The organism is Geothrix mesophila (assembly GCF_022808835.1).
Classification (GTDB): Bacteria; Acidobacteriota; Holophagae; order Holophagales; family Holophagaceae; genus Geothrix; species Geothrix paludis.
This window is the reverse complement of sequence record NZ_JAKZLD010000001.1, coordinates 598,003-624,156: the sequence shown is the minus strand read 5'-3', so window position 1 is coordinate 624,156 and position 26,154 is coordinate 598,003. Positions and strand designations below refer to the sequence as shown.

Sequence of the window (26,154 nt, the reverse complement as noted above, 5' to 3'; positions counted from 1 at the left end):
CGCTCCAGAACGGTGAGTTCCGCCCATGCTATCCAAGAATCGCCGCGACCGTGCAGGAGACTCCTGGAATCCTAGGCCCAGGCCATCTCGGCCGTGAAGTGGCGCAGGTACTTGCTCTGCTTGACGATCTTCACGCCACGGATCTCCTTGGCCTTGGCCTTCACTTCGGCGATGACCTCGGCGGCGAAGTCGAAGTGGCTCTGGGTGTACATGCGGCGCGGGAAAGCCAGGCGCACCAGCTCCATGCTGTGGTAGGTCTCGGTGCCGTCGTCCAGGTGCTTGCCGAACATGACAGAGCCGATCTCCACGCCGCGGATGCCGCCTTCCAGGTAGAGGGCGTTGCAGAGGGCCCAGGCCGGGTACTGCGACACCGGCATGTCCGGGAGCACGGTCTTGGCGTCGATGTAGACCGCGTGGCCGCCCGTAGGCTTCACGAAGCCCACGCCCGCGGCCTCCAGCTTCTCGCCCAGGTATTCCGCCGTGCGCAGCCGGTAGCGCAGGTAGGACTCCTCCATGCCTTCCTCCAGGCCCACGGCCAGGGCCTCCAGGTCGCGGCCCGCCAGGCCGCCGTAGGTGGGGAAGCCCTCGGTGAGGATCAGCATGTTGCGGACGGGATCCAGCCACTCGTCGCTGCGGAGCATGATGAACCCGCCGATGTTCACCATGCCGTCCTTTTTGGCGCTCATGGTGCAGCCGTCGGCGTAGCTGAACATCTCCTGGCAGATGGCCTTGATGGGTGTGTTCTGGTAGCCGTCCTCGCGCAGCTTGATGAACATGGCGTTCTCGGCGAACCGGCAGACGTCCATGATCAGCGGTTTGCCGTACTTCTTCAGCAGCTGCGAGTAGGCCCGGAGGTTCGCCATGGACACCGGCTGACCACCACCGGTGTTGTTGGTCACCGTGATCATGCCGAAGGGGATGCGGTGGCCGTCCTTCTTCAGCGCCTCCTCCACGCGCTGCAGGTCGATGTTGCCCTTGAAGGGGTGGATCCGGCTGGGCTGGAGCCCCTCGGGGATGACCAGGTCCACGGCCTCCACGCCGTTGTATTCCAGGTTGGCCCGGGTGGTGTCGAAGTGGCAGTTGTTGGGCACCAGGTCGCCCTTCTTGCACACGGCCGTGAAGAGCACCTTTTCGGCGGCGCGCCCCTGGTGGGTGGGGACGAAGTGGGCCATGCCCGTGATGTCCTGGAGCACGGCTTCGAGCCGGAAGAAGCTGCGAGCTCCGGCATAACTCTCGTCGCCCACCATGATGGCCCCCCACTGGGCGGAGCTCATGGCGCCCGTGCCGGAGTCCGTCAGCCAGTCCAGCAGCACATCTTCGGCCCGCAGCTTGAACACGTTCAGCTTGGCGGCCTCCAGCAGCTCCAGCCGCTCCTGGGGCGTGGTCATGCGGATGGGCTCCACGGACTTGATGCGGAACGGCTCGATCAGGGTGCGGGGCATGGTGGACTCCGGGCAGACCACCCAGGGTAATGGAGGCGCGGAGGATTGGCATCACAAGGGGCTGGCGGGGGCGGGCGGCTCCGGCGATCCTAGATGGTTCGGAGCGAGCATGAGTCTTCTGTTGGCCGTCGATGTGGGCAACACCAACGTGGTGTTGGGGATCTACGATCTGTCAAAGGGACCCGACTCCCCGTTGGTCTGTTCCTGGCGCCTGGCCACCAGCCGGGAGCGCACGGTGGACGAGTACGGCGTCTCGGCCCTGGCCCTCATGCGCCACCAGGGCATCGAGGCCCGCCAGATCAAGCACGTGGCCATCTCCTGCGTGGTGCCGCCCCTGCACCCCATCCTCATGAGCCTGTCCTCGGTCTACTTCGGGGTGGACGCCTTCTACGTGGAGCCGGGGGTGAAGACCGGCGTGAAGGTCCTCATCGACAACCCCGCGGAACTGGGCGCCGACCGGCTGGTGAACGCGGTGGCGGCCATCGAGGCCTACGGGGCGCCGGTCATCGTCGTGGACTTCGGCACGGCCACCACCTTCGATGTGGTGAACGCCAAGCGGGAATACCTGGGCGGCCTCATCTGCCCAGGCCTGAAGATCAGCGCCGACGCGCTCTTCCAGCGGGCCAGCCGCCTGCCCCGGGTGGAGGTGGCCGAGCCCGACCGGCTGGTGGGCCGCAACACCGTCCAGGCCATGCAGGCCGGCATCTTCTACGGCTATGTGGGCATGGTGGATGGCATCCTGGATCGCCTGCTCGCCGAGTGTCCGGAGGCCAAGGTGGTGTCCACGGGCGGGCTGGCGAAGGTGATCGGGCCCCATACCCAGCACATCCGCCTGGAGGCGCCGGACCTCACCCTGGATGGCCTGCGCATCCTCTGGCTCCGCAACCAGGGCAGCCGGAAGTAGCGTGGACCTGCCCCTGATCCACTTGGCCTCGGTGGATTCCACCCAGGCCTTTCTCCGGCGGCACCCCCACCTGGGTTTCTGCGCCGTGCTGGCGGACCGCCAGACCGAAGGCCGGGGTCGCCAGGGCAACCGCTGGGAAAGCGCCGCGGGAGCCGGGCTCTGGCTATCCGCGGCTCTGCCCGCGTGCGCCGGCGTAGCCCCGGGCCTGGTGCTCCAGCGGGCGATGGCCGCCGCTGCACAGGTGCTGGACCCCGAGGGCAGGATCCTGGGCCTGAAGTGGCCCAACGATCTCGTGGCCTGGAAAGCGGGTCGCCTGATGAAGGTGGGTGGCATCCTGGGCGAGCAGATCGGTGGCCGGCTGATTCTTGGCCTGGGTGTGAACCTGACCGCTGCTCCTGAGATCCCCGGTCGGGCCTTCCCCCCTGCCTGCCTGCGCGACCTGGGCCTGGAATTTCCAGCCGCGCGTGAATTGGCGGTTCATATCTCAAAATTGTGGAATGATTTGGCTCAAAATTATCAACCACCTTTCCGCTGGCCCGAAGCCGGCGTCTCCATCCGCTGGGAAGACGGGCAGGGCACGTGCCTGGGCTGGGAGCCGGACGGCCGCCTGAAGGTGGCGACGGCGGAAGGCATCCGGCGCCTCAGCGCGGGTGAGGTCACGGGGCTGGGGCAGGGCAGTTGATCCGAGGAAGAAGCTGGGAGCCTGGTTTCGAACCCCCGTGTCCGAATTCTGCTTGAGCATTGTGTCGTTCGAGCGCACTGTTTGATGGGTTTTTCCGGATCCACCAAGGAGATGCGCGTCATGAGCGGTTCCCATCAGGATTCCACACCCCTTTCCCCCCGCTGGCGCCAGGCCGTCATCCTCGTGATGATCTTCGGCTTCAGCCTGCTGATCTGGGTCACGGCGAAGACCTACGCCGGCGCGCCCCCGATTCCAGCGCGCGTCGTGGGCGAGGCGGGTCAGGTCCTCTTCACGGGGGAGGACATCAAGGACGGCCAGGAGGTCTTCCTGAAATACGGCCTCATGGAGCACGGCACCCTCTGGGGCCATGGCGCCTACCTGGGCCCCGACTACACGGCGGAATACCTGCATCGGCAGGCGGAGATCGGGCGGGACGTCCTGGCCCAGGCCCGGTACGGCAAGACCTTCAAGGACCTGGATCCGGCCCGGGCCCTGGAGGTCGGAGGCCTGCTGGCCGCGCAGACCAAGCGGAACCGCTATGACCCGGCCACGGACACCCTTCAATTCACCGACACGGAAGTGGCGGCTTACCGCACCCAGGTCGCCGAGTGGAAGGCCTACTTCTCCGGTGACAAGCCCGCGGTGGGCCTGTCCGCGAAGTTCATCCAGGACGAGGTGGAGCTGCGGAACCTGACGGCCTACTTCGCCTGGGCCACCTGGGCCACCGTGGCGCCGCGTCCGGGCAAGGACTACTCCTACACCAACAACTGGCCCTATGAGCCGCTGGTGGGCAACACCCCGACGGCGTCGACCTACCTCTGGAGCGCCATGAGCCTCATCGCGCTGCTGGGCGGCCTGGGCCTCATCCTCTTCATCTTCGGGAAGTTCGACTACCTGGGCTGGGGCGGCGAGGCGGGCTGGAGGCACGCGGAGGAGGGCCGGCTCCACGCCTGGACCCTCACGCCAAGCCAGAAGGCGGTGGGCCTCTTCTTCGCCGTGGTGGCCCTGCTGTTCCTGGGCCAGGCGGCCCTGGGCGGGGCCCTGGCGCACTACCGCGTCGAGCCCGGGGGGTTCTACGGCTTTGACCTGGCTCGCATCCTGCCCTACAACCTGGCGCGAACCTGGCACCTGCAGCTAGCCATCTTCTGGATCGCCACGGCCTGGGTGGGCGGCGGCCTCTTCCTGGCGCCGCTCGTGGGCGGCGCGGAGCCCAAGGGCCAGAAGGCGGGCGCCCTCCTGCTCCTCGGGGCCCTGGCCATCGTGGTCTTCGGCAGCCTCTTCGGCGAGTTCGCGGGCATCAACGGCTACCTGGGCAGCCTGTGGTTCTGGCTGGGTCATCAGGGAAGCGAGTACCTCGACCTGGGCCGCTTCTGGCAGCTGCTGCTGGCCGTGGGGCTCATCTTCTGGCTCTTCCTCATGTTCCGGGCGCTGCGCCCGGCCATGAAGGGCGGTGAGCAGGGGGAGCTGCCCACCCTCTTCCTCTACGCGGCCATCGCCATCCCGCTCTTCTATGTTCCGGCCCTGTTCTACGGGCCCCGCACCAACTTCGCCGTCATCGACAACTGGCGCTTCTGGATCATCCACCTCTGGGTGGAGGGCTTCTTCGAGCTCTTCGCCACGGTGCTGGTGGCGGTGATGTTCTACCAGCTGGGCCTCGTGACCTCGAAGTCCGCCACGCGGCTGGTGTACCTCGATGCCATCCTCTACCTGGCCGGCGGCATCATGGGCATCGGCCACCACTGGTACTTCACGGGGCAGGGAACCCTGAACATGGGCCTGGCCGCCAGCTTCTCCGCCCTGGAGGTGGTGCCGCTCACGCTGCTGACGCTGGACGCCTGGGACTTCATCCGCCTGCAGGACAAGAACTGCGAGGACTGCGGCAAGCCCCTGGCGGCGCGGCAGCGCTGGGCCATCAAGTTCCTCATCGCCGTGGGCGTGTGGAACTTCGTGGGGGCGGGCGTCTTCGGCTTCCTCATCAACCTGCCCATCGTGTCCTACTTCGAGATCGGCACCACCCTCACGGCCAATCACGGACATGCGGCCATGTTCGGGGTGTTCGGGATGCTGGCCCTGGCCGTGCTGGTGTTCTGCCTGCGGGAGCTCAAGGGCGGCCGCGCCTGGGAGCGCGTGGAGCCGGCGATCCGCTTCGGCTTCTGGGGACTCAACATCGGTCTGGGCCTGATGCTGCTCCTGGACCTGTTCCCCGGTGGCGTCATCCAGCTCTGGGACGTGCTCTCCCATGGCTACTGGCACGCCCGCCGCCTGGACTACCTCATGGGTGGCGCCTTCCACACGCTGGAGTGGATCCGCATCGTGGCCGACACGGTCTTCCTGCTCGCGGGCGCATTGCCCATCGCCTACGCCACCCTGCGGCTGGTTTTCTCTCCTGAACCGAAAGATGCGGCCTGAACCAGCCGCGACGAAAGGATCCCCATGCCCATCACGAACCTCCAGGAAGCGCTGCCCATGCCCGAATCGCAGCGGGCCACCCTGCCGCTCATCGACGTGGATCACGGTGTCAAAGTGGTTCTCGTGGCCCTGCCCAGTGGAGTGAAGATCGCCCCGCACAAGGCCCCCTACGTCGCCACCGCCCAACTCCTGACCGGGCGCATCGAGGTGCTCAAGGGCGAGACCTGGATTCCCATGGCGCCTGGCGACCGGGTGGTCTTCGACAAGGACCAGCCCCACGCCCTCACGGGAATCGAGTCCTCCTACGTCCTCGTGACGCACATGCGGGACTGAAGGCCGGTGGCGGATCAGGGGGTCGACCGGCCCACGGTCCTCATCGTCGGTGGCGGGTTCGGGGGGCTGCGGGCCGCCCGGGCCCTCGCCGGCGCGGCGGTCCGCATCGTGCTGGTGGACCGCCAGAACCACCACCTGTTCCAACCCCTCCTCTACCAGGTGGCCTCAGCCACTCTTTCGCCGGCGGACATCGCCGCCCCCATCCGCCACATCCTCCGGGAGCAGGGTAATGCCGAGGTGGTGCTCGGGGAGGTCGTTTCCGTGGAGCTGGACGCCCGGCGGGTCCTCCTGGCGGACGGGAGGAACTTGCCCTATGACTTCCTCGTCCTCGCGGCGGGATCCCGTAGTTCGTATTTCGGACGGGATGCCTGGGCAGGCCTTGCCCCGGGCCTCAAGACCCTGGAGGACGCCCTGGAGATCCGCAGGCGCTTCCTGCTCAGCTTCGAGCAGGCGGAGCAGGAGGAGGATCCAGAACTCCGCCGCGAGTGGCTGACCTTCGTCGTCGTCGGAGGCGGCCCCACGGGCGTGGAGCTGGCCGGCACGCTGAAGGAGATGGCCCGGCTGACCCTGCCGCGGGAGTTCCGGCGGATCCGCACGGATCGCGCCCGGGTCATTCTGGTGGAGGCGGGGCCGGCCATCCTGGCCAACCTGGGTTCCGGGCTGTCCGAGAAGGCCGTGGAGAGCCTCGAGCGCATCGGTGTCGAGGTGCGCCTGGGCCAGCCCATCACCGGCATCGACGAGCGGGCCGTCCAGCTGGGTGGGGAGCGCATCCCCACGCGGACGGTGCTCTGGGCGGCGGGGGTGGCCGCGGTGCCCCTGGGCGCTGGCCTCGGCGTTCCCGTGGATCGTGTCGGGCGGGTGATCGTGGAGCCAGACCTGAGCCTCCCGGGCCATCCCGAGGTCTTCGCGGTGGGCGACCTGGCGGCCTTCACCCATGGCACCGGGGGCCCGCTGCCCGGCGTGGCGCCCGTGGCCATCCAGCAAGGGGAATGGGCCGCGGCCAACCTCCTGGCCACCCTGGCGGGCCAGCCCAGGCGGCCCTTCTGCTACCGGGACAAGGGCAGCATGGCGACCCTGGGCCGCGGCCGCGCCGTCGCCCGCGTGGGCGGCCTGAGCTTCACGGGCTACCCGGCGTGGCTGGCCTGGCTCTTCATCCACCTCATGCTGCTCGTGGATTTCCGCAGCCGCGTCTTCGTCTTCTTCGAGTGGCTGTGGGCCTACCTGACCACTCAACCCAGGGCCAGGCTCATCGTCGGAAGGAGGGCTCCTACAGCACGGCCCGGATCTCCGCCTCGCTGAGGATCCGCGGGCTGTTCTTGGCGGCCTGGAGGATGCGCTCCACCCGGTCGGGGCTGGGGTCGTAGCCGTTGAGCTCCAGCCAGTAGACCACGTTGCTGTGGCCGGCCATGGGGCCGATCTCGATCTCCTGGCGGCGGCCCACCAGGGCGGCGGGGACGCCGGAATAGACCGTGTCCGCCAGCTCCACATCGCCCCGGTGGAGGGCCTTCACGATGGCCGCCGCGTGCACGCCCGTGCCCGTGCGGAAGGCATCGCGGCCCAGCACGGGATAGTTGGCCGGGATCTCCACGTCGCACAATTCCGCCACGCGCTCCGCCAGGGCCGGCAGGTCCGAGAGGTCCCCCTTTGGGAAACCCATGAGGTGGAGATTGATCATGAGCTGATCCAGGGCCACGTTGCCGCAGCGTTCGCCGATGCCCAGGATGGTGCCGTGCAGGCGATTCGCGCCGGCCTCGAAAGCGGCGATGGCGTTGGCGACGCCGAGGCCCCGGTCGTTGTGGCCGTGCCAGTCGATGCGCACGGAGCGGTCCTTGACGACCTCGTCCTTGATGAAGCGCACAAGGCGCCGGGCGCCATCGGGCGTGGCGTGGCCGCAGGTGTCCGACAGGCAGATGGACTGGGCGCCTTCTTCCAGAGCGGCGCCGTAGATGGCCTTCAGGACGTCGGGCCGGGCCCGGGTGCTGTCCTCGGTCACCATCATCAGGGGCACCTCGTGGCGGCGGCAGAAGGCGGCGGCCTTCCGTGCCATGTCCACGAGGAAGGCCAGGTCCCAGCCTTCCACGTCCATGCGGATGGGGCTGGAGCCCAGGAAGGCGCCGGCCTCCAGGGCGGTGCCCACGCGCTGCTGGATCTCGGCCACCTGGGCAAGATCCGCTTCCATGGTCCGCACCGCCACCTGGGGGTGGATGGGCAGGCGGTGGTCCCGGATCTCCACCATGAGGGCCCGCACCGCGGCCAGGGCCTTGGGGCCGGCGCCGGGCATGCCCAGGTCCACCGCGTCCACGCCGAGGCGCGCCAGGCGATGGATGAGGTCGCGCTTGGCGGCGATGTCGGGATCGCGCACTGAGGGGCTCTGGAGCCCGTCACGGAGGGTCTCGTCCAGCAGGACTGGAACGCGACCTCCCGCCAGCGGTCCGTTCCAGTCGTTGATCAGTTCGTCGAGGGTCATGGAGGAATCAGCCTACGGTGACTTCGATCCTGCGGTCCAGCAGGGTGCCCAGGAGGGAGGCCTTCTCCAGGAAGGCCTCCCTCTCTGGTTCCGTGTCACCGGCGGCGCCCAGTCGCACCTTCAGCGACTCGTCGTCGATGACCACGGAAAGATCCCGCACCGCCTGCCGGCGGCGGCGATCGAGGGCGTCGGCCCCTCGCAGAATGGCCGCCAGCTTGCGCACGACCTGGCGGCGCCAGGGCGGCAGGGCGCGGAAGGCCTCGTGCCTGGCGTGGTGAGGCGGCTTCCCCCGGTGGAAGCGCACCACCTGGGCCATCAGGTCGATCTCCTCGGGCCAGAAACCAGGAAGGGTGGCGTTCCGCACCAGGTATTCACCGTGCTTGTGGTGGTTCTTCTCGGAGAGGGAGAAGCCGATGTCGTGGAGGCGCGCCGCGAAGGCCAGCCACTGGCGCTCGGTATCGCCCAGCTCGAATTGCGGCTGGAGGGCCAGGAAGAGCTGGTCCGCCAGCCGGGCCACCTGGCGGCTGTGGCCGGGATCAGGGTCCAGCCGCGCCGCCAGCTGTTCGATGGAGGCCCGCCGGCGGTCCGACAGAGGTGGGATGGCCGCGCCGCCATGCTGGAGGGCCTCCCAGATCATGCCTTCCCGCAGGCCCACGGCGAGGTGGCGCAGGGGCGGTGTGCCCAGCCACTCCATCAGGGACAGAGCCCAGATGGCGCCCACGTGCAGCACCTCGGCCCGCTTGGGATCCACGCCCAGGCGGTCGATGCGCTGCTGCGCGTCCGCCCGCCAGAGCTTCAGGGCGTAGGCGCGGAGCTGCTCCGCCGTGAAGCCCAGGCCGTCGTCCGAGCCCCGGGCGAGGTCCTCTAGCGTGCCGGAGGTGCCGAGGAGGAGCGCGGGCTCTGGCAGCTCGGTGGGCAGGTCCTTGCGGGCCTTCTTCAGGATGCGGCGGATCATCTTCCGGAGCTGCTTGAGGTCGTGGGCGGACGGAGGGTCCGAGGTCCGGGCGGCATCTGCCAGCCGCTGGAGTCCCCAGGGCAGGGAGATGCTGGCGGCCACGCGCCCCGCCTGCACCCAGGTCAGCTCCGTGCTGCCCCCGCCGATGTCCACCAGGGTGATGGGCTCCAGGGGGAAGGGGATGGCGTGGGAGACCGCCTGGTGGATGAGCCGGGCCTCCTCCTCGCCGGAGATCACCTGAATGGAGATGCCCAGCTTTTCCGCCTCCAAGACGAAGGCCTGCGCGTTCTTCGCGTCGCGCAGGGCCGCCGTGCCGCAGGCCATGACGGTCTCGCACTCGAAGCCACGGATGATCTTGGCCATCTGGGCCAGGGCGTCGAGGCCCGCCTGGAAGGCCTCAGGTCCGATCTCGCCGGAGGTCGCTTCGCCCCGGGCCAGCCGCACCATGGCCTTCTCCCGGGCCAGGATCTGCTGCCCGCCCATGGGATCCGCCTCCACCACCACCAGGTGGATGGAGTTCGACCCGACGTCCACGGCCGCGATCCGCATGGAACGATTGTGGTCCGGGCCGCCATCACGACCAAAAAGATTCTTGGGGACGTGACGCATCCTCAGCCGGTTCGCGGGTCTTCGCCGCCATGATCTAATGAAGATCCATCCATCCCCAAATCAGGAGCCTCATATGTTCCACCGTTGGTGCCTCGGATTGACCCTTGGAGTGGTGCTGGTCGCAGGTCAGCCTGTTCCGGCCAGGACGCAGGCCTGGGTGCTGGCTCTCGACGAGCGTGGGGGTGTGGTGGCCGACCTCAAGGCCGAGGATTTCAAGGTGCGGGTGGATGGCAAGGCCAGACCCATCGTTCAGGTGAAGACCCCGGCCCAGACAGCGGAGGCCTCCCAGTCCTGGATCCTCGTGTTCGAGCCCATCCGGGACACCGGGCACCGGACCACGGCCTTCCTGGCCGCGGCGGATTTCCTGACGAAGGTCCCCCTAGGGGACCGCGTCCTGATCGTGGCCCGGGGCAAGGACTCGCTGGAATCCCTCATGCCTGGCCTCTCGGTCAACCGGGCTCGCTGGGCCGAGGCCATGGCCAAGGTTCCGGACCTGCTGCCCGAAAGCCTGGTCGGCACTCCGAAGGAAACCCTCCAGGGAGCGGGATTCAAGGCGGACTTCACGGACTCGCCGGATGGCGATGCCGGCCAGGAGGCCCTGAACGCGATGCTCGCCCGGTTCCGGGGCGGAGCGCCGGGGTGGGCCCGCGGAACGGTGGACCAGCGCGGGGTCAACGTCCTCGACCGGCTCAACCTCAACAACCCGTCCTTCGTGACTGGCATGCTGGCGACCATCGGCAGGGAATCCAAGGCCCTCGAGTCGATCCTCGACCTTGCGGCGGCGGTGCCGGGCCAGAAGCATCTGGTCGTCTTCTCCCGCTGCGAGATGGATGACATGACCCACCCCATGGTGAAGCGGGCGATGACCCAGTCCTTCCGACGCGAGCGGGGAGACGCAGGCGGACCCGCGGAATCCGCGACCCTCGCCACGAGGGACATGACCCTCCTGCAGGCGTCGCTGAAGGCCAAGGCAGCGGCCACGGGGGTGACGATCTATTCCGTCGCGGGCGCGGGCCAGAATGTCATGGGGCACGTGGGGTCCGTCGCACCGGCCACGGGAGGCTATGCCTTCCCCCTGAGCGACGGCGTGGAAGCCCGCTTCGGACAGGGCATCCAGATGTTCGGATCCAGGTACCTGCTGCAATGGGCCGAGGACTCAACTCCGGGGAAGGCCCTACCCCTGGACATCGACACCACCCGAAAGGGTGTGAAGCTCCTGGTGCAGACCCTCCGGTAGGACCTCCAAAAAAAGTACGAACCGATTCGTTGACATCCTACGAATCGGTTCGTATGTTATCTCCAGACCTCTCTGGAGACATCATGTCCATCGCGCCCATCCGCCCTTCCGATGGTGAGCTCGCCATCCTCAGGGTCCTGTGGTCGCGGGGACCTTCGACGGTTCGGGATGTGCACACCGAGTTGTCGAAGGACCGGGACATGGGCTACACCACCGTGCTGAAGCTCATGCAGATCATGGTGGAGAAGGGCCTGGTGATCCGGGACGAACGCGCGCGTTCCCACACCTACCAGGCCCTCCAGGGGGAAGCCGAAACCCAGCGTTGCCTGTTGAAGGAACTTCTGCAGAAGGCCTTCGCAGGCAGCCGTCGGGAGCTCGTCCTCCAGGCCCTCGAAGCCGAGCCCGCCTCGGCCGAGGAGCTGGAGGACATCCGCAAGCTGTTGAATGACGTGAAGGGGAGGGTCCGATGATCGACCTTTCATCCTCCCCCTTGATGCAGGCCATGGGCTGGACATTGCTCCACAGCCTCTGGCAGGGCGCCCTGCTCGCCCTGCTCGCGGAGGCAGCACTCTGGCTGGGACGGCGAGGCTCCGCGGAACTCCGCTACGCCATCGCATTCGCGACCCTCGGCCTGCTGGTTCTCGCCTTCGCGGGAACCTTGGTCTGGATCTTGATCGGCGGCGATTCCCTACCCACGAACGATCCTGTCCTGATCGCTCCCATGGACGAGGGAGGCCGCTTCGGGGGCTGGATGTTCCGGCTGCACGGCATTTTCGGTCTCTGGATCCCTTGGCTGTTCCTGGCCTGGTTCTTGGGATTCAGCCTCCGCCTCGTGCAGGTGGGACAAGCCGTGACTTGGCTCTACGGGCCCTGTCTTGGCAGCCTCCAGCCGCCACCCGCCGAGTGGCTGGGGCGGTTCGAGGTCCTGAAGGTTCGCGCCCATGTGCGGATTCCGGTCCGTCTTGGGTTGTCCGACCGGGTGGACTCGCTGGTGGTGCTGGGCTGGCTGAAACCCGTGGTGCTTGTTCCGGCTGCGGCCCTGCTGGCTCTGTCTCCCGAAGCTCTGGAAGCCCTCTTGGCTCACGAACTGGCCCATGTTCGACGGGTTGATTTCCTCGCGAACCTCATCCAGACCCTCGCGGAAGCGCTGCTGTTCTATCACCCTGCCGTCTGGCGGCTCTCCCGGCGCATTCGCCAGGAGCGTGAGCACTGCTGCGACGATGCGGCCGTGCGTACCTGCGGCGATCCGATCCTCTACGCCTCTGCCCTTCTCGGGCTGGAGGAACTCCGATCCCATTCGAACCTGATTCCCGATCTGGCTCCTGCGGCCAGTGGAGGCAAGCTCATGTCTCGCATTCAGCGCATCCTGCGCCCCCGCTTCACATCCACCCCGATCCCACCCCTGGTGGCGCTCCTGCCCGCCCTGGTGCTGGCGACCGGACTGGGCCTCAGCACACTATCCGCCACCGACACCCCGATGGCCTCGCCAGCCTCCCCGGTGGAGATGGAATGGAAGCAGATCAAGGTCAAGCATCAGCCCGAAGCTCCCGCCTATCCGTCCGAAGCCAAGGCCCAGCGCATCCAGGGCACCGTCGTGGTGGTCGTCACCATCGATGCCCGAGGCAAGGTTCAGGACGCCAAGGCCATCTCGGGCCCGTCCGAGCTGCATGCCTGCGCCGTGGGCTATGCCAGGACCTGGGAATTCGAACCCGCCAAGGTGAAGGGCAAACCCGTACCCGCAAGGTTCAAGCTCACCATGCCGTTCCGTCTGAAGTGAAGCTTTCGCCAGGACGCAAAGGGGGCCATCCGGCCCCTTTTGCGTCGCGAGAATGGCATGGCGGAGCTTGACCTCTGGTAACCGTTGCATGAAGTTCAAGGCCCCGGCCATGCTCGATCCCACATTCCGAGGTGATCAAATGGCTTTGACGGTGGATGGCATCTTTGCGCTCATGCCTGAACTCTTCCTGCCCGAGAAGGCACAGGGGCTCACGGTCTCCGTCTACTACCAGGTGACGGGTGAAGGCGGCGGCGACTACACCTGCCGCATCGACAACGGCGTGTTCTCCCTGGCCCGCGAGGCCAAGCCGGACGCCACCTCCGTGGTGGTGATCGGCGCCGAGGACTGGATCGCCCTGAACGAAGGCAAGCTCGATCCCATGCAGGCCTTCATGACCGGCAAGCTCAAGGGCACCGGCGACCTGGGCCTGCTCCAGAAATTCCCGAAGTTCTTCAAGAAGCCCCAGAAGGAAAGCGGGCCGGTGAAGCCCCTGAAGGATCTCGTGCCGGCGCGGCTGGCACTGGCCGGGGCCGGGATCAAGGTGACCGTGGGCGGTGATACCTGGGGCGACGGCGCCGAAGTGGCCGGCGACGAAGCGGCCGTGCGCGCCCTGGTCTGCGGCATTTCGGACCCCGGACCGGCCCTTCTGGGCGGTCAGCTTCGCTTCTCCGGCGACATGGCCGTCCTTCGCAAGGCCTGGAAGGCCTGGTCCCAGGAGCCCGAGATCACCTTCCCGGACACGCCCGGCGGCAAGGCCCTGGCCACGCTGCGCAAGCGCTACAAGGGCGGCGCCACCGGCACCATGGAAGTGAAGGTGGACGGCGTGCCCTACCGCCTGGACTTCAGCCCCGAGGGGCTCTCCGTGCGGCCGGGAGAGGTGGAGGGCGGCGCGGCCCTGGGCATCTCCGACGCGGACTTCGCGGCCCTCAATGTCGGCAAGCTGAACCTGGTGGCGGCCCTTCTCGGAGGCGCCATCACGGTGAAGGGGGACGTGAGCCAGGTGGCGTCCTACACGGCCCACTTCGAGGCCGCCGTGAACCCGGCGGAGGCGCTCCTGGAGTCCATGCCTGAGCGTTTCAACGCCGAAAAAGCCGGAGATCTTGAAGCGGCCGTGGGTTACCAGATTGATGACCTGGGCTACACGCTTTTCATCCGGAATGGCGCCTGCATGGTGTTCCCCCGGCTGATGAAACCCTGTGATACGCTCCTGAAAGCCAAGGCCGACGACTTCATTGCCATGAGCACCGGAACGCTGAACGCCCAGGAGGCTTTCATGACCGGCAAGATCCAGATCGAGGGCGACCCTCTGCTCATGCAGAAGGTCGCGAAGAGCTTCAAGCGCCCCGAAGCCTGAGCCTTCCATGACCCCCGCCGCCCCTTCCCGCAAGAAGTCCCCGGCCCCCAGGCCCGGGAAGGCGGCTGCGGAGACCATCCGCGTGGCCAAGTGCATCGTGCCGTTGCCCGCTCCCAAGCCCAGCGTGAAGGGCGCGATCGACCATGAGGAGGATCTGGCGCCGGGGCTGCCCTGCGAAGGACGCTGCGGGCACTGCCATCACCACCCCTGCCGCCTGCACGGAGCGGTGTAAGGGTCTGTCGCTTTCAGGCCCCTTCCCACAGGGTTCGCAGCCGCTGGTAGCCCGCGCGGCTGATGGGGAGGGTCGTGCCGTCGCGGAGGATCGCGTCCCGGTGCTCCTTGCTGTCCTGCTCAACCCGCACGAGGCGGTCGAGGTTCAGGATGTAGCTGCGGTGGATGCGGATGAAGCGGTTCGGATCGAGTTGGGATTCAAGGTTGGCCAGGGTCTGCTGCTTGAGCAGGCTCCGGCCCTCGGTGCGGAGGAGCACGTAGTCGTCCTGAGCCTGGATCCAATCCAGGCGGTCGAGGTGGACCACCGTCACCTTCGGGCCGTCCTTCACCACGATGCGCTCCAGGGGCTTCCCCTGGCGCGCCGCCGCGGCGAGGTCCGTCGCGGACGGGGTGGGAGCCGCGGGCTGGGTCGCCTGCAGGGCCCGGGCCTTGGCCAGGGCCGCGTCGAAGCGCTCCTTCGAGAAGGGCTTCAGCAGGTAGTCCACCGCATGGGATTCGAAGGCGCGCATGGCGTGCTGGTCGTAGGCGGTGACGAAGACCACGGCAGGACGCTTCCCTTCCGCCTCCAGGAGCTCCAGGACTTCGAATCCATCCAGCTTGGGCATCTGGATGTCCAGGAAGACAAGGTCGGGGTGATGCTCGGCCGCGGCCTTCAGGGCCTCGAAGCCGTTGGCGCATTCACCCACCACCTCCACGTCGGGGTGGGCGGCCAGATGCTCGCGCACGACGGAACGCGCGAGATCCTCGTCGTCGATGATCAGGGCTTTCATGGTTCCATCTCCAGAGGGAAGACCAGCGTGACGCGGTGGAGGCCGTCCTGGGCCGTGGCTTCGAACCGGGCCCGGTTCCCGAAGCGGCCCAGCAGGCGCTGGCGGACCTGGCGCAACCCGAGCCCCAGCCCCTGGGGGACCGGAGCGTCGGCATCCAGTGGATTATCCACCTTCAGCAGGACGTGCCCTTCCACCACCTCCGCGGCCACGGCCAGGGTGCCGCCCTCGGGCAGGGCCGCGATGCCGTGCTTGATGGCGTTCTCCACCAGCGGCTGCAGCAGCAGGGTGGGGAGGAGGGCCGGCTCGGCGGCGGGATCGATGCGCCAGTCGAGCTTCAGCCGGGTGCCGAAGCGGATCTGCTCGATGGCCAGGTAGGCCCGCGCCAGGTCGAGTTCCTCTCGCAATGCCACCTGGCGGCGCTCTCCCAGGCCCAGGCTGCGCCGGAGGAAATCCGAAAGCAGCACGCACATCTCCCGCGCCCGGGCGGGATCCACGGCGGTCAGCGCCGACAGGGAATTCAGGCTGTTGAACAGGAAGTGGGGATTGAGCTGGGCCCGCAGGGCCTTCAGCTCTGACTCCTGGGCGAGTATTTGGAGCTCGGCGCCTTTCCGTTCGGCTTCCAGGGCGCGTTCCTGAGCCAGCATGAGGTAGCTGAGGGCCACGGAGGCCAGGTAGAGCAGGATGCCCAGGCCCGTGAGCACGGGCAGGGCGATGTCCACGTGGCGGGGCAGGGCGCCGAGGCCGGGGATCCAGGCCAGGACCCGAGCCAGCAGCCAGGCCAGCCCCGCCCAGATGCTACCCATGAGCACGGCCGCCAGGCCCCAGGCCGCCCCGTGGGAGCCCAGCGCCTCCACCCGCTGGCCGAGCGGGAGCGCCCGGCAGAGAAACCAGGCGGACAGGAAGAGGAAGGCCGCGATCAGGCAGAGGGGCAGGGCCAGGGCGGCGCCCTCCGCCCAGCTCCAGTTCTGGGTCCGGGCGATCCCCATCAGCAGCAGGGCGATGGGGGCCCACCCCAGGAGGTAGGCCCCCAGACGCGCCCGGTTGGCCAGGAGGGGATGCATCAGCTCTTGACCTCGGTCCCGCCGAAGAGAATCAGCCCTGTGATCACCAGCCGGGGGCGGCCTTCCACGGGGGCGGGCCCGTGATGGGTGCCGTCGTTGAGGGCGCCGGCGATGGCCGTGGCACGATGGACCACCTCCCAGCCGTCCGGCACACGGATCTCCCCCCCGCCGAAGAGCACGAAGACATCGATGCGGGCCTGGCCGTTCTCGATGGCGGCCTGGCGGAGATCCACCTCGTAGCCACCGAAGATGGCCGTCAGTTCGCCTCCCTTGAAGGCCTGGGTGGCCACGCGCCGCTTGAAGCCGCCGAAGATGGCCGTGCCCTGGAGGAAGTCGTCGGAGCGGGCCAGCTCGGGCGGGATGCCGCGGCTCTGCTTGAGGGCCTTGGTGACGATGAGGATGCCAAGGCCCACCACCAGCATGGGGCCAAGCGCATCCGCCAGGTGGCCGTGGCCGAAGGTGAAGAGCAGCAGGAAGGCGCCGCCCAGCACGAGGAACCATCCGCCGGTGCTGCTGCTCTGCCGGTCCTGGCGGATCTTGGCGATGCCTACGGCCACCAGCGCCAGCGGCCAGAGCTTGAAGAGGGTGTGGGCCTGGACGAGGCCGAGGTTGTCCAGGGTGAGCACGAGGCCCGCCACGATGATGGCGACGCCCAGCACCAGCTTGGGGCTGAACGGACTCGGCGTCCGGGTGTCGTCGGGGGCGTTCATGGGTTCACCTGCGTGGATCCGGAATCAGGATCACAGGAATCGGGCTCGGATGGCGACGGCCGGCGGCGCCTGCAGCGCGGCGGTGGGCTCCATTGGGGAAACAGGGCGCGGAGCGTGACGATGAGGCCGCCCCAAACCAGGAAGGCCGGCCACCAGCGCTCCAGAAGCCCCCAGGGGCCGAACTGGGAGATGAAACCCGCGACGGCGAAGCCCAGCCAGATGTGGCCGCGGAGGCTGAGGGGGCCATCCTGGGCCAGACGGGCGAGACCCACAGCGGCCACCGCCAGCGGCCACCAGGCCAGCAGGTGCCAGGCGTCGAACCAGTGGAGGCTGTCCACCAGGAGGATCAAACCTGTCGCGATGACCACCAGGCCGAGGACCAATTTCACGGAAAAGACAGGGGGGCGTTCCTGGACGTTCATGGGTGGCGCTCCTTTCGGCCGGAACCCGCGGAGAAGCTGAAGGCGAGTGTGGGCAGCCACAGGGCCAGCCACCACCAGGGGCTGTCGATGAACCATCCCAGCTGGATCATGGGCGCCTCCTTCCGCACGACCAAGCTACGGGCGTCTTGACAGGAAACCGGGCCGGGATCGGCGAACGGCGGGTGGGGATCGGCGAGTGGTCAAGTCCAGGCGATCGTCCCGCCCCGGCTGCGCTCCCGCCAGGCGTGGTCGAGGGCGGGACAGATATCCGGCGGGCACTCGAAGCGGATGATGGCCGCGTCTCCCTCGAAGGTCTGGCTAGTCACGGAAGCGGCGGGGAAGGCCCCCAGCAAGGCGAAGGGCAGGTGGGCCTGGGCCGCGGGGACACGGATCTCTCCCTGGCGGAGGATCCGGACGTCCTCCCAGAGGCCCTGGGCTTCGGCTTCGGCCAAGGCGCCCTGGACGCCCTCTGTATAGGCCCGCACCAGACCGCCAGTGCCGAGCTTGGTCCCCCCGTACCAGCGGATGCAGACGGCGATGAGGTCGGTGGCCTCGGCTCCCTCCAGCACCGCCAGCATGGGTTTCCCGGCCGTGCCGGAAGGTTCGCCGTCATCATCGGCCCCGAAAGCTGCGACGGGGATGCCCTCCCGCCAGGCGCTGCAGTGATGCGTGGCGTCGAAGTCCCGCTTGCGAAGCGAGGCCAGCACGGCGGCCCGGGCTTCAGCATCCAACGCGGGGTGCAGCTCCGTGAGGAAGACCGAAGCCTTCTCCCTGAAGCGATGGGTGGCGACCCCGGTCAGACGACGCATGGATCCAGCATGGGGGCGGCTGTGACGTGAATCAACACAGGCGGCTCAATTGCGACCATACAGTCGTTTTTTACTTATAGTTGGGGTGGATCTTTTCGAGGAGACGGCATGACCACCGTCACGCGGCCCTTCACTCCCACGGTCCTGCAGCGCCGAACCCCGGTGCCCTCGGATTTGGACATCGCCCAGGCGGCGACCCTCAAGCCCATCGACCAGGTGGCCGCGGAACTGGGCCTCGAGGCGGACGAGCTGGAGCTCTACGGCCCCACCAAGGCCAAGGTGCGGCTGGAGGTGCTGGACCGCCTGCAGGGCCGTCCGGACGGCAAGTACATCGATGTCACCGCCATCACTCCGACGCCGCTGGGGGAAGGCAAGACCACGGTCACGGTGGGACTCAGCCAGGCCCTGGGGGCGCACCTGGGCCAGCGCGTGGTGACCTGCATCCGCCAGCCCAGCCAGGGCCCGACCTTCGGCATCAAGGGCGGAGCCGCGGGCGGCGGCTACAGCCAGGTGATCCCCATGGAGGACTTCAACCTCCACCTCACCGGGGACATCCACGCCATCACCGCGGCCCACAACCTTTGCGCCGCGGCCATCGACGCCCGTATCCTCCATGAGGCCGGCGCTTCGGATGAGCAGCTGTTCGAGCGGATTTTCCCGAAAGGAAAATCCGGAAGGAAGTTCCCGCGATCGCTGCAGCTGCGCTGCGCGAAGCTGGGCATCACCAAGGGGAATCCCGACGATTTCACGCCGGAGGAGCGCCGTCGCGTCTGCCGCCTGGATCTGGACCCCGCCGCCATCACTTGGCGCCGCATCCTGGACACCAGCGACCGGTTCCTGCGGGGCGTCACCGTGGGGCGGGGCGAGGAGGAGCAGGGCTTCGCCCGCGAGACGGGCTTCGACATCTCCGTGGCCAGCGAGATCATGGCCGTCCTGGCCCTCACCACGGGGCTCCAGGACATGCGGCGCAGGCTGGGAAGCATGGTGGTGGGCCTTGATCGCCAGGGGCGCCCGGTGACCTCGGAGGATCTGGGCGTCGCCGGCGCCATGACCGTCCTCATGAAGGATGCGCTGAAGCCGAACCTCATGCAGACGCTGGAGGGCACGCCCGTGTTCGTGCACGCGGGCCCCTTCGCCAACATCGCCCACGGGAACAGCTCCATCCTGGCCGACCAGATCGCCCTGAAGCTGGCGGACTACGTGGTCACCGAGTCCGGCTTCGGCGCCGACATGGGCATGGAGAAGTTCTTCGACATCAAGTGTCGCGTTTCGGGGCTGAAGCCCAACGCCGTGGTTCTGGTGGCCACCGTGCGCGCCCTCAAGATGCACGGCGGCGGGCCCAAGGTGGTGGCGGGGAAGCCCCTGGACGCGGTCTACGTGGATGAGAACCTGGACCTGCTCCGCCAGGGTCTGCCCAACCTGCTGCACCACATCCGCATCGCCCGGAAGTTCGGCGTGCCGGTCGTGGTGGCGGTGAACGGTTTCGCCACGGACAGCCCCGCGGAGCTGGACCTGGTGCGCCGGGCCTCCCTGGAGAGCGGCGCGGAAGATGCGGTGGTCTGCCGGAACTGGGCCCTGGGCGGGGAAGGGGCCCTGGATCTGGGCCGGGCCGTCATGCGCGTCTGCGAGCGCCCATCTGAATTCCGCTTCCTCTACGGCGTGGACGAGCCCATCAAACAGAAGATCGAGGCCATCGCCACGGAGGTCTACGGCGCCGACGGTGTGGACTACGCGCCGGAGGCCGAAGCGAAGATCGAGGCCTACACGCGGCTTGGCTACGACCGCCTACCCATCTGCATGGCCAAGACGCACCTGAGCCTGAGCCATGATCCTGCCCTGAAGGGCGTCCCCACGGGCTTCCGCATCCCGGTGAGGGATGTCCGCCTGAGCGCCGGGGCCGGCTTCCTCTACCCGCTGCTTGGCAAGATGGCCACCATGCCCGGCCTCCCCACGAGGCCCGGCTTCTACGACGTGGATATCGATCCGGAGACGGGCCGCGTGGTGGGGCTGTTCTGACCCTGCGTGGCCGCGGACAGAAACAGTCGCTGGCCGTGTGAATCCTTCCTCCGCTACCGGCCTCGGACCAGCCGATGATCGGGTCGGCAAAGGAGGCCGGGAACAGCCTGTCGTGTCGTCAAATTTGTATTAATATATTTAATAACAACGTTTGAATCGAGCGTGGTCCCGGGGCCGCCGGCCTCGATTGACTCAATCTTTTTTTAATCGGGGGTGTTATCGCGGCCTTCCGCAGGGTCGAAAAGAAGGTTGACCACTTGCGAGGAGCGCCCGATGGGCCGCCTTGGAACCTTCCGATCGATCTGCCGCCTGGGGCTCCTGCTGGCCCTGGCCGGTGGCTCGGAAGCCGTGGTCATGGCCCAGAGCACAAGCAGCGCCACCTGCACCGTCCGGATCCGACCCCGGGAAGCGGCGGATTATGACCTTTCGACGGAAGTGACCATCCAGGGTGTGGTCGAAGGCTGGGAGGGCCGGTCGATCCGGATCCGGCTGGCGGCCGGAGTCCTGCGGGTGGACACCGGTGCGTGGAACACGTCAGGCCTGTTCGAAGCGGGAACCCCTCTCGAGGTTCTCGCGTCCCGGAGTGTGGTCGAGGGTCGGCAGCGGTTCCTCGCCCGCGAGATCCGCCATGCGGGGGGCGTCCTGATGATCCGGGACGCCTTCGGCGCGCCGATCCAGGCCGGCTCTCTCTAGATCGGTTGTAGGCCTCTAGATCAGTTGTAGGCCACGGTCACGCTGAAGGTTCCGGCGTAGTCGCCGTCGGGTTGGCCGGCGGCCACGTTCAGCGTGCCGCCCACGCTCAGCGTCTGCCGCCCGGTGGGATCCAGACGCCCCGTCGGGCCGGGAGAACTCGTGAAGGCGGTCACCGTGAGGGTCCCATCCGGAGAGCTGAGGACGACGCTGCCCGGGAGGGTGATGGCGTAGGTGGCGTTGGCGGCTCCGGTCACGGAGAAGGTGGCGGGTCCAACCGGCAGTTGCGATCCCAGGCTCACGCCGCCCGTCGTACTGAGCGTGCCGGCGGGACTGAGCACCACGGTTCCCGGGGCCGGGCTGGTGAAGACCGCCCCGAACCGCAGCCCCGTGAGCTCCGTGAGGCTGATGACCGGCGCGACCTGGATCTGCACCGAGAAGGTCATGGGGGTGACGGCTCCCTTGAAGGGATCCATCACATTCAGGGTGTAGCTGCCGGTGTAGGTTCCCGCGGGCGTGGCGGCGCTCGAGCCGACCGTGACGGTAGCCCCCAGGTAGTAGTAGCCCGTGGTGCCCGTGGAAGGGAAGGTGCCGCTGGTGGCGGGCTGGCAGTCCACGGCCGTGACGACCACCGTTGCCCCGCCCGGTCCCACAAGGGGGAAGGGCACCGGACTGCCCGCTGAGGCGAACCAGCTGTCGCCCACCTTGCCGGACAGGGTGAAGCTGCCCAGGCTGACGCCAGCGGAGGACCCCAGGGCGGCGCCGCCCGAGGCGCTCCGATTCCCGGATGGCGAGGCGAGCACCACCGTCCCCCCGAAGGCGCTGGGGATGACATAGCCCAGCGAGATGTCCGAGTACTTGTTGATGACCGGCACCCAGGCCTGGCCGAGGGCGGGGAGTGTCGCGAGTGCCAGGGCCGCCAGGAAGAACCGCCGGGAGAGCGCTGAGAGGGCGGAGAAGCTCATGGTTGATCTTCTTTCCGGCCGTCCTGCCCCGGAAGGAGCGGGTTGGAGCGGTCTGGGGTGAGCAGGAGATCGAGGCCGTCCACGACCGTGCCCTCGGAGGTCACGATCACGGGGATGGGCGGCAGTTTCGAGAGCCCGAGACGTTGGATTTCGGCGTCAGGCACCCGGAGCTGGTAGGTTCCGGGCGGGAGATCGGACAAGGTGTAGAAACCGTCGAAGGCCGTCCGGGTGGTCTTGATGGATTTGCCCTGGTTGTCCACGAGCTCCAGGAGCAGGCCGGGGAGCTCTCCGGAGGCGCCATCACGCTTCAGGTAGGCCGTTCCCGTGACCTCGCCGAACAGCACCACGGGCACCTCGAGCTGCGCCACATGGCCCTGGCGCGGGGTGACGCGCAGGCCCGGGCCCTGGGGCCGCATGAACGGGTCTTCGAGGGTGGTGGAGTTGGCGGACAGGTTGGCGTCGAGATCGCCGGAGAGATTGGTGAGGAAGGCCACGCCCTTCGTGTCCGTGCTGCCTGGCTGCGAGGCGCCGTTCGCGAGGAAGCCGACGCCCTGGAGGGGCTTCTCATCGCCATCCATCACGCCGTTCCCGTTGGCATCCAGGAAGGCGCGGGCGGAAACAGCGCCATGCCCGGCGATGCTCTGCGCCTGCGTATGGATCCGGCCGTTCCGGGGTTCCCGGGCCAGGCCCACGCGGAAGGTGAGGTCCAGGGACAGGCGGCTGCGGGTGGAGTAGCCCAGTTCTACGCTGAGGGCATAGGCGCCCTGGGTCTTGTAGGCCCCGAGCTGCACCAGGGTGTCGTTGGAGGCTACCGAATGCGTGAGCCCGGCCCGGAGGTTGAAGGGGATGAAGACCGGCGTTTCCAGGAAGGTGGACAGGGCGTTCAGGCGCCGGGCGCCGCCGCTCAGTTGATAGTTCGCCTGCGCACGCAGGGAGAAGGTCCGGAAGAACTTGCTGGCGAGAAAGTCCCCGATCGTGGTGGTGGGGAAGGGGGTTGCCGTGTCCAGGCCCCTGGTGAGGGTGACTTCGTTGGAGAGGAAGTACCCCTGGAAGGAGGTGGAGACGCGGTTGTAGAGGCGATCGATGCTGCCGCCCGCCACGAGCCGGTCCCGGGCGGCGCCGAGGTCGAGTGTGACGAGGCTGCGCTCCAGGCTGGGCAGCAGGGAGGACGTCTCCAGGCCGCTGCGGCTCCGGATCGGGCCGTAGATGGGCCGGAACACTTCGCTGGAGAAGCCATCCTGGAGCTCCGCATGCTTGACCGTGAGGCTGGTGGAGCCCAGGCGGCTCCGAAGGCCCAGCTGGGCGACGCTGCCTCCAAGCTGGTCGCTGACGGCGCTGAAGGACGCCGACAGAGGCTTCCAGAAGCCTTGGAGATCGATCCCGCGGTAGGCGTGATGGCGCCCGTCCAGATCCAGACCGGACAAGGAGAACCCGGCCGTGAACTGCCGGGAGATTCCGTAGCGCCCTTCGATCTGCCCGCGCTTTCCAGCCTGGCGGGGATCCACGCCCACCAGCCGGTACTGGAACTCGCCTTCCGGGGTCTGGTTCTCGCTCACATCGAAGCGCACGACTTCCTCACGGCGCTGGCCCTGGGGGCCATAGAACACCAGGCGGAAATCGTTCCAGCCGAAGTAGAGCGGCACGTTCAGGAATTCATAGCGGCCATCGGGGCGGGAGGCCTGGAAACCCAGGAGAGCCTGGTTCCGGTAGAGCTCCACCTGCCAGCCCGGCGACAGGTTCCCCTGGAAGGAATGGCGGTCGAAGGCGTTTTCCCGCTGGAGCGGATAGTTGGTGAGCAGGGCCCCCGTGCCGGCCATGGGCAGGGTGAGCAGGTTCAAGCCCGGATCGAGCACCTCCCCGAAGGCGAACTCCGTCGCCCTGAGCGGGCCGAGCAGGCCCGCGTGGGGGTCGCGGCGGCCCATGGCCACCCGGAACTCCGAGAGGCCGCTCTCCGTATCGAGAATCGCGTAGAGGTTCGAAGACAGTCCGAGGAAATCCCCCGCGGCGAACGTGGTGCTCTGGGCCCGGACGTGCCGATCCGCATCGGGCGATGTCTGGGCGGTCAGGCGCAGGGTCTCGTCCACCATCGGAACTTCGAGGACGCGATAGGGGTCCGGCGATCGTGGGAAGACCTTCGGACCCTCCGAGGGGCGGAACCGGCCGACCATGCGCTCCCGCTTCCAGCGCTCCTGGATGGGGAGGGGCTCCCGGGGCGACACGGTGATGGATGAGCTGCGGAGGACGACCTGGAAATCCAGGGGCAGCCAGGTGGCGAGGAGGCGCGTATCCACGTAGATGTCATCCGCGTGAAGTTCCATCAGGGACCGGTCGAGCGGCAGGCTGCGACCTGCCACCACCACCGTTCCCGCCACGACGTCGAGGTTGAAGCGGCGCTTCTCGTCAATGAAGAAGCCCGAGGCCCGCCCTCGGTTGGGGTCGACCTCGATGGCCAGGTCCAGCAGGCGGCACAGCTCTCCCAGGGGCACCAGCACGCCGTCCTTCACGGGAAATCCGGGGAAGGTGCTGCTGACCGTCGCCTGGTCCAGGCGCAGGGCGAAGAGGAAGACTTCCTCCTCGGAGCGGTTCACGAGCATCCCCGGCAGGGCGGTGGCCTCTGCGGGAGCCAGGCCTCCGGCATGCAGCATCGCCGCCACCCCCATGAGGGCCGGGCCCAGGAGGGCCTTGCGGACGGCGAAGCGGCCCATTCAGGGGGTCGTCATGACGGTTTCCGCGAACAGGCGGCCGCCATCCAGAATGGGCTGGGAGTAGGTGATGCGGATCCGGCTGCCGGGGGGGATGGATCGGCCGCGGATGGGCAGGGCGACGATCCGGCCGGCATTCGGGGTGTACACGGCCAGGCCCGAGGCCTCCGCCAGGACTTCCGGGGCTCCGGCAGCTGGGAGGAGGGTGGCCTTGAGGTCGCCGTAGACCGATTGGTTGCCGTCGCGGTTCAAGCGGAAGCTCAATACCCCCCTCTTGGCATCGTAGGCGGGCGAGGTGATGGAGACGCTGGCGGACGTCTTGCCGTGCCGCACGATGAGGGGAATGGCGATTCCGTAGACGGGCGTGAGCTTGATGGCGATTCCCTTGGGGGTCTCCGCCCCGGCCTGGGGCGCGGGCGCGTCGGGGGGCACCGCGCGGAAGGTCATGTGCAGGCGGTACTCGCCCTCGGGCAGCTGGGCCGGCTTGCGCACCTGGATCCGCACGGTCTGGGATTCCCTGGGGTCCAGGGTCACCTGCCGGGGGGAGAAGCGGAACAGCGACCGGAGGTTCTCGGTGCCCGGGTCGAACGGCAGCTCCTTGATGCCGCCCGTCTCGTCCATCTCCATGCGCACGAGGGAAATCCGGAAGGTGGCCCGGGCCTGCCCGATGTTCGAGAGGTTCAGCTCGGCGCTCCGCTTGCGCTCCTCGAACACCACCCGGGTCGGGGCCACCAGGAGGTCGCCGATGCCCCCGTCAGCGGGAGGTAGGGGCGCCTGGGCCGGAAGGCCGAGCGAGAGCAGACCGAAGAACAGGCTGGAGATGGCCCGGGAGCGGAGACGAAACATGAGACCTCAAGTACGGAGAAAACCCAGGGCGCGGGTACGCCCTGGGTGACCAGCGGATCAGCGGGCCTCAGTTATAGGCGACCGTGACATTGAAGGTGCCGGCGTAGTCGCCATCGGTCTGGTTGGCGCCCAGGGTCAGGGTGCCGCCCACCGCGAAAGTCTGCGAGGCATTCGCCGCATTGGGGAGCAGACCCGTGGCCGTGCCGGTGGCGGCGGCGTTCTCGACCGAGGCGGTGAACTTGCTCACGGGCATGGCGGCGCCAGCGCCGGTCAGCGTCACGCTACCGTCGGCAGGGAGGGTGATGGCGTAGGTGGCGTTGCGCTTCCCGGTCACCTTGAAGGTCGCCGCGCTGACAGAGCCGGTGGCGCCAAGGGCCGGATCGGTGGTCGTGCGGGTGTTGTTCTGGGGGTCCAGCGTCACGTCGCCACCAGTGGTGCTGGCGAAGATGTCACCGAAGCTCAGGCCGCTATTGGTGAGGCTCACCGAGATGGGCACGTAGATGCGGGCCGAGGCGGGGACGCTGGACGCCGTCGCGGTGGCGGACTGTGCGAAAGCGGCCGGCGCGGCCAGAAGAAGAGCGCCCGCGAAGATACGGGAGAACGTGTGCATAGATGGCTCCTTGAGGTGTTTGGGGGGGGCGGACGTGAGCGAGGATGCCCCATGGCTCCCTCATCTCAGACCCGTGGCATTTCTGCTAGGGTTGCATAAATAAATCGTGAATATTCATGGGAAATTTATACTGAGTGCGGTAATTGCCTAGGA

General features: G+C 67.9%; 24 protein-coding genes. 12 read left to right on the top strand and 12 right to left on the bottom strand.

Features of this window, described 5'->3' with window-relative positions; genetic code table 11:
* Positions 1 to 71: 71 nt before the first annotated feature.
* On the bottom strand, positions 72 to 1,442 hold the full coding sequence (locus tag MLG87_RS02900) for a tryptophanase (RefSeq protein WP_243293713.1): 1,371 nt from the start codon (positions 1,440 to 1,442) through the stop codon (positions 72 to 74).
* Between the two features lie 109 nt (positions 1,443 to 1,551).
* Between MLG87_RS02900 and MLG87_RS02895 the strand changes: the two genes are divergently transcribed.
* The 5 genes from MLG87_RS02895 (at position 1,552) to MLG87_RS02875 (ending at position 7,069) form a co-directional block, all read left to right on the top strand.
* Positions 1,552 to 2,346, top strand: a complete 795-nt coding sequence (locus MLG87_RS02895; protein ID WP_243286156.1) for a type III pantothenate kinase — start codon at positions 1,552 to 1,554, stop codon at positions 2,344 to 2,346.
* Between the two features lies 1 nt (position 2,347).
* A complete protein-coding gene (locus MLG87_RS02890; protein WP_243293712.1) occupies positions 2,348 to 3,028 on the top strand; it encodes a biotin--[acetyl-CoA-carboxylase] ligase in 681 nt (226 codons plus the stop codon).
* A gap of 120 nt (positions 3,029 to 3,148) precedes the next feature.
* Positions 3,149 to 5,437 (top strand): nitric-oxide reductase large subunit, encoded by a 2,289-nt coding sequence (locus MLG87_RS02885; protein WP_243293711.1) that lies wholly within the window; start codon positions 3,149 to 3,151, stop codon positions 5,435 to 5,437.
* Between the two features lie 24 nt (positions 5,438 to 5,461).
* Positions 5,462 to 5,770, top strand: a complete 309-nt coding sequence (locus tag MLG87_RS02880) for a cupin domain-containing protein (protein ID WP_243293710.1) — start codon at positions 5,462 to 5,464, stop codon at positions 5,768 to 5,770.
* A 6-nt stretch (positions 5,771 to 5,776) separates the two neighbouring features.
* Entirely contained in the window at positions 5,777 to 7,069 is a 1,293-nt protein-coding gene (locus tag MLG87_RS02875; RefSeq protein ID WP_243293709.1) for an NAD(P)/FAD-dependent oxidoreductase, read from the top strand.
* Here MLG87_RS02875 and MLG87_RS02870 read toward each other — a convergent pair.
* A complete protein-coding gene (locus MLG87_RS02870) occupies positions 7,038 to 8,237 on the bottom strand; it encodes a LeuA family protein (protein ID WP_243293708.1) in 1,200 nt (399 codons plus the stop codon). The two genes, MLG87_RS02875 and MLG87_RS02870, sit on opposite strands and share 32 nt — an antisense overlap.
* A 7-nt stretch (positions 8,238 to 8,244) precedes the next feature.
* Complete coding sequence (locus MLG87_RS02865; RefSeq protein ID WP_243293707.1) at positions 8,245 to 9,741, bottom strand: Ppx/GppA phosphatase family protein; 1,497 nt, start codon at positions 9,739 to 9,741, stop codon at positions 8,245 to 8,247.
* A gap of 133 nt (positions 9,742 to 9,874) precedes the next feature.
* Between MLG87_RS02865 and MLG87_RS02860 the strand changes: the two genes are divergently transcribed.
* From MLG87_RS02860 to MLG87_RS02840, 5 genes are all read left to right on the top strand, one after another.
* A complete protein-coding gene (locus MLG87_RS02860; protein WP_243293706.1) occupies positions 9,875 to 11,038 on the top strand; it encodes a hypothetical protein in 1,164 nt (387 codons plus the stop codon).
* Positions 11,039 to 11,121: 83 nt separating this feature from the next.
* A complete protein-coding gene (locus tag MLG87_RS02855; protein ID WP_243293705.1) occupies positions 11,122 to 11,508 on the top strand; it encodes a BlaI/MecI/CopY family transcriptional regulator in 387 nt (128 codons plus the stop codon).
* The gene (locus MLG87_RS02850; protein WP_243293704.1) at positions 11,505 to 12,815 is read left to right on the top strand and encodes a M56 family metallopeptidase; all 1,311 of its coding nucleotides are present in this window, start codon (positions 11,505 to 11,507) and stop codon (positions 12,813 to 12,815) included. Before MLG87_RS02855 ends, MLG87_RS02850 begins: the two co-directional genes overlap by 4 nt.
* Positions 12,816 to 12,987: 172 nt before the next feature.
* Positions 12,988 to 14,169, top strand: coding sequence for an SCP2 sterol-binding domain-containing protein (locus MLG87_RS02845; RefSeq protein ID WP_243293703.1), 1,182 nt, complete (start codon positions 12,988 to 12,990; stop codon positions 14,167 to 14,169).
* A gap of 7 nt (positions 14,170 to 14,176) precedes the next feature.
* Complete coding sequence (locus MLG87_RS02840) at positions 14,177 to 14,401, top strand: hypothetical protein (RefSeq protein ID WP_243293702.1); 225 nt, start codon at positions 14,177 to 14,179, stop codon at positions 14,399 to 14,401.
* A gap of 13 nt (positions 14,402 to 14,414) precedes the next feature.
* Here MLG87_RS02840 and MLG87_RS02835 read toward each other — a convergent pair whose 3' ends face one another.
* The 5 genes from MLG87_RS02835 to MLG87_RS02815 form a co-directional block, all read right to left on the bottom strand.
* Positions 14,415 to 15,170 carry a LytR/AlgR family response regulator transcription factor gene (locus MLG87_RS02835; RefSeq protein ID WP_243293701.1) on the bottom strand — a complete coding sequence of 252 codons (756 nt, stop codon included), beginning with the start codon at positions 15,168 to 15,170 and terminating at the stop codon, positions 14,415 to 14,417.
* Complete coding sequence (locus MLG87_RS02830; protein WP_243293700.1) at positions 15,167 to 16,231, bottom strand: sensor histidine kinase; 1,065 nt, start codon at positions 16,229 to 16,231, stop codon at positions 15,167 to 15,169. Before MLG87_RS02830 ends, MLG87_RS02835 begins: the two co-directional genes overlap by 4 nt.
* Positions 16,231 to 16,941 (bottom strand): LiaF transmembrane domain-containing protein, encoded by a 711-nt coding sequence (locus tag MLG87_RS02825; protein ID WP_243293699.1) that lies wholly within the window; start codon positions 16,939 to 16,941, stop codon positions 16,231 to 16,233. Before MLG87_RS02825 ends, MLG87_RS02830 begins: the two co-directional genes overlap by 1 nt.
* Positions 16,938 to 17,363 carry a LiaI-LiaF-like domain-containing protein gene (locus MLG87_RS02820; protein ID WP_243293698.1) on the bottom strand — a complete coding sequence of 142 codons (426 nt, stop codon included), beginning with the start codon at positions 17,361 to 17,363 and terminating at the stop codon, positions 16,938 to 16,940. The genes MLG87_RS02825 and MLG87_RS02820 overlap by 4 nt, the downstream gene beginning before the upstream one ends.
* A gap of 200 nt (positions 17,364 to 17,563) precedes the next feature.
* Positions 17,564 to 18,172, bottom strand: a complete 609-nt coding sequence (locus MLG87_RS02815; protein WP_243293697.1) for an IMPACT family protein — start codon at positions 18,170 to 18,172, stop codon at positions 17,564 to 17,566.
* Positions 18,173 to 18,280: 108 nt separating this feature from the next.
* Between MLG87_RS02815 and MLG87_RS02810 the strand changes: the two genes are divergently transcribed.
* Together MLG87_RS02810 and MLG87_RS02805 are read left to right on the top strand one after the other, a co-directional pair.
* Entirely contained in the window at positions 18,281 to 20,188 is a 1,908-nt protein-coding gene (locus tag MLG87_RS02810; RefSeq protein WP_243293696.1) for a formate--tetrahydrofolate ligase, read from the top strand.
* 273 nt (positions 20,189 to 20,461) lie between these two features.
* Positions 20,462 to 20,881: a hypothetical protein gene (locus MLG87_RS02805; RefSeq protein WP_243293695.1), complete on the top strand. Its 420-nt coding sequence runs from the start codon at positions 20,462 to 20,464 to the stop codon at positions 20,879 to 20,881.
* A 20-nt stretch (positions 20,882 to 20,901) separates the two neighbouring features.
* On the opposite strand, the gene MLG87_RS02800 is transcribed toward MLG87_RS02805, so the two are convergent.
* The 4 genes from MLG87_RS02800 to MLG87_RS02785 all read right to left on the bottom strand — a co-directional run bounded on the left by MLG87_RS02800 (position 20,902) and on the right by MLG87_RS02785 (position 26,001).
* Positions 20,902 to 21,843 (bottom strand): DUF4402 domain-containing protein, encoded by a 942-nt coding sequence (locus MLG87_RS02800; protein WP_243293694.1) that lies wholly within the window; start codon positions 21,841 to 21,843, stop codon positions 20,902 to 20,904.
* Positions 21,840 to 24,548, bottom strand: a complete 2,709-nt coding sequence (locus tag MLG87_RS02795; RefSeq protein WP_243293693.1) for a carboxypeptidase-like regulatory domain-containing protein — start codon at positions 24,546 to 24,548, stop codon at positions 21,840 to 21,842. The genes MLG87_RS02800 and MLG87_RS02795 overlap by 4 nt, the downstream gene beginning before the upstream one ends.
* Positions 24,549 to 25,391: a fimbrial biogenesis chaperone gene (locus MLG87_RS02790; protein ID WP_243293692.1), complete on the bottom strand. Its 843-nt coding sequence runs from the start codon at positions 25,389 to 25,391 to the stop codon at positions 24,549 to 24,551.
* A 67-nt stretch (positions 25,392 to 25,458) separates the two neighbouring features.
* The gene (locus tag MLG87_RS02785) at positions 25,459 to 26,001 is read right to left on the bottom strand and encodes a DUF4402 domain-containing protein (RefSeq protein ID WP_243293691.1); all 543 of its coding nucleotides are present in this window, start codon (positions 25,999 to 26,001) and stop codon (positions 25,459 to 25,461) included.
* Between the last annotated feature and the right edge of the window lie 153 nt (positions 26,002 to 26,154).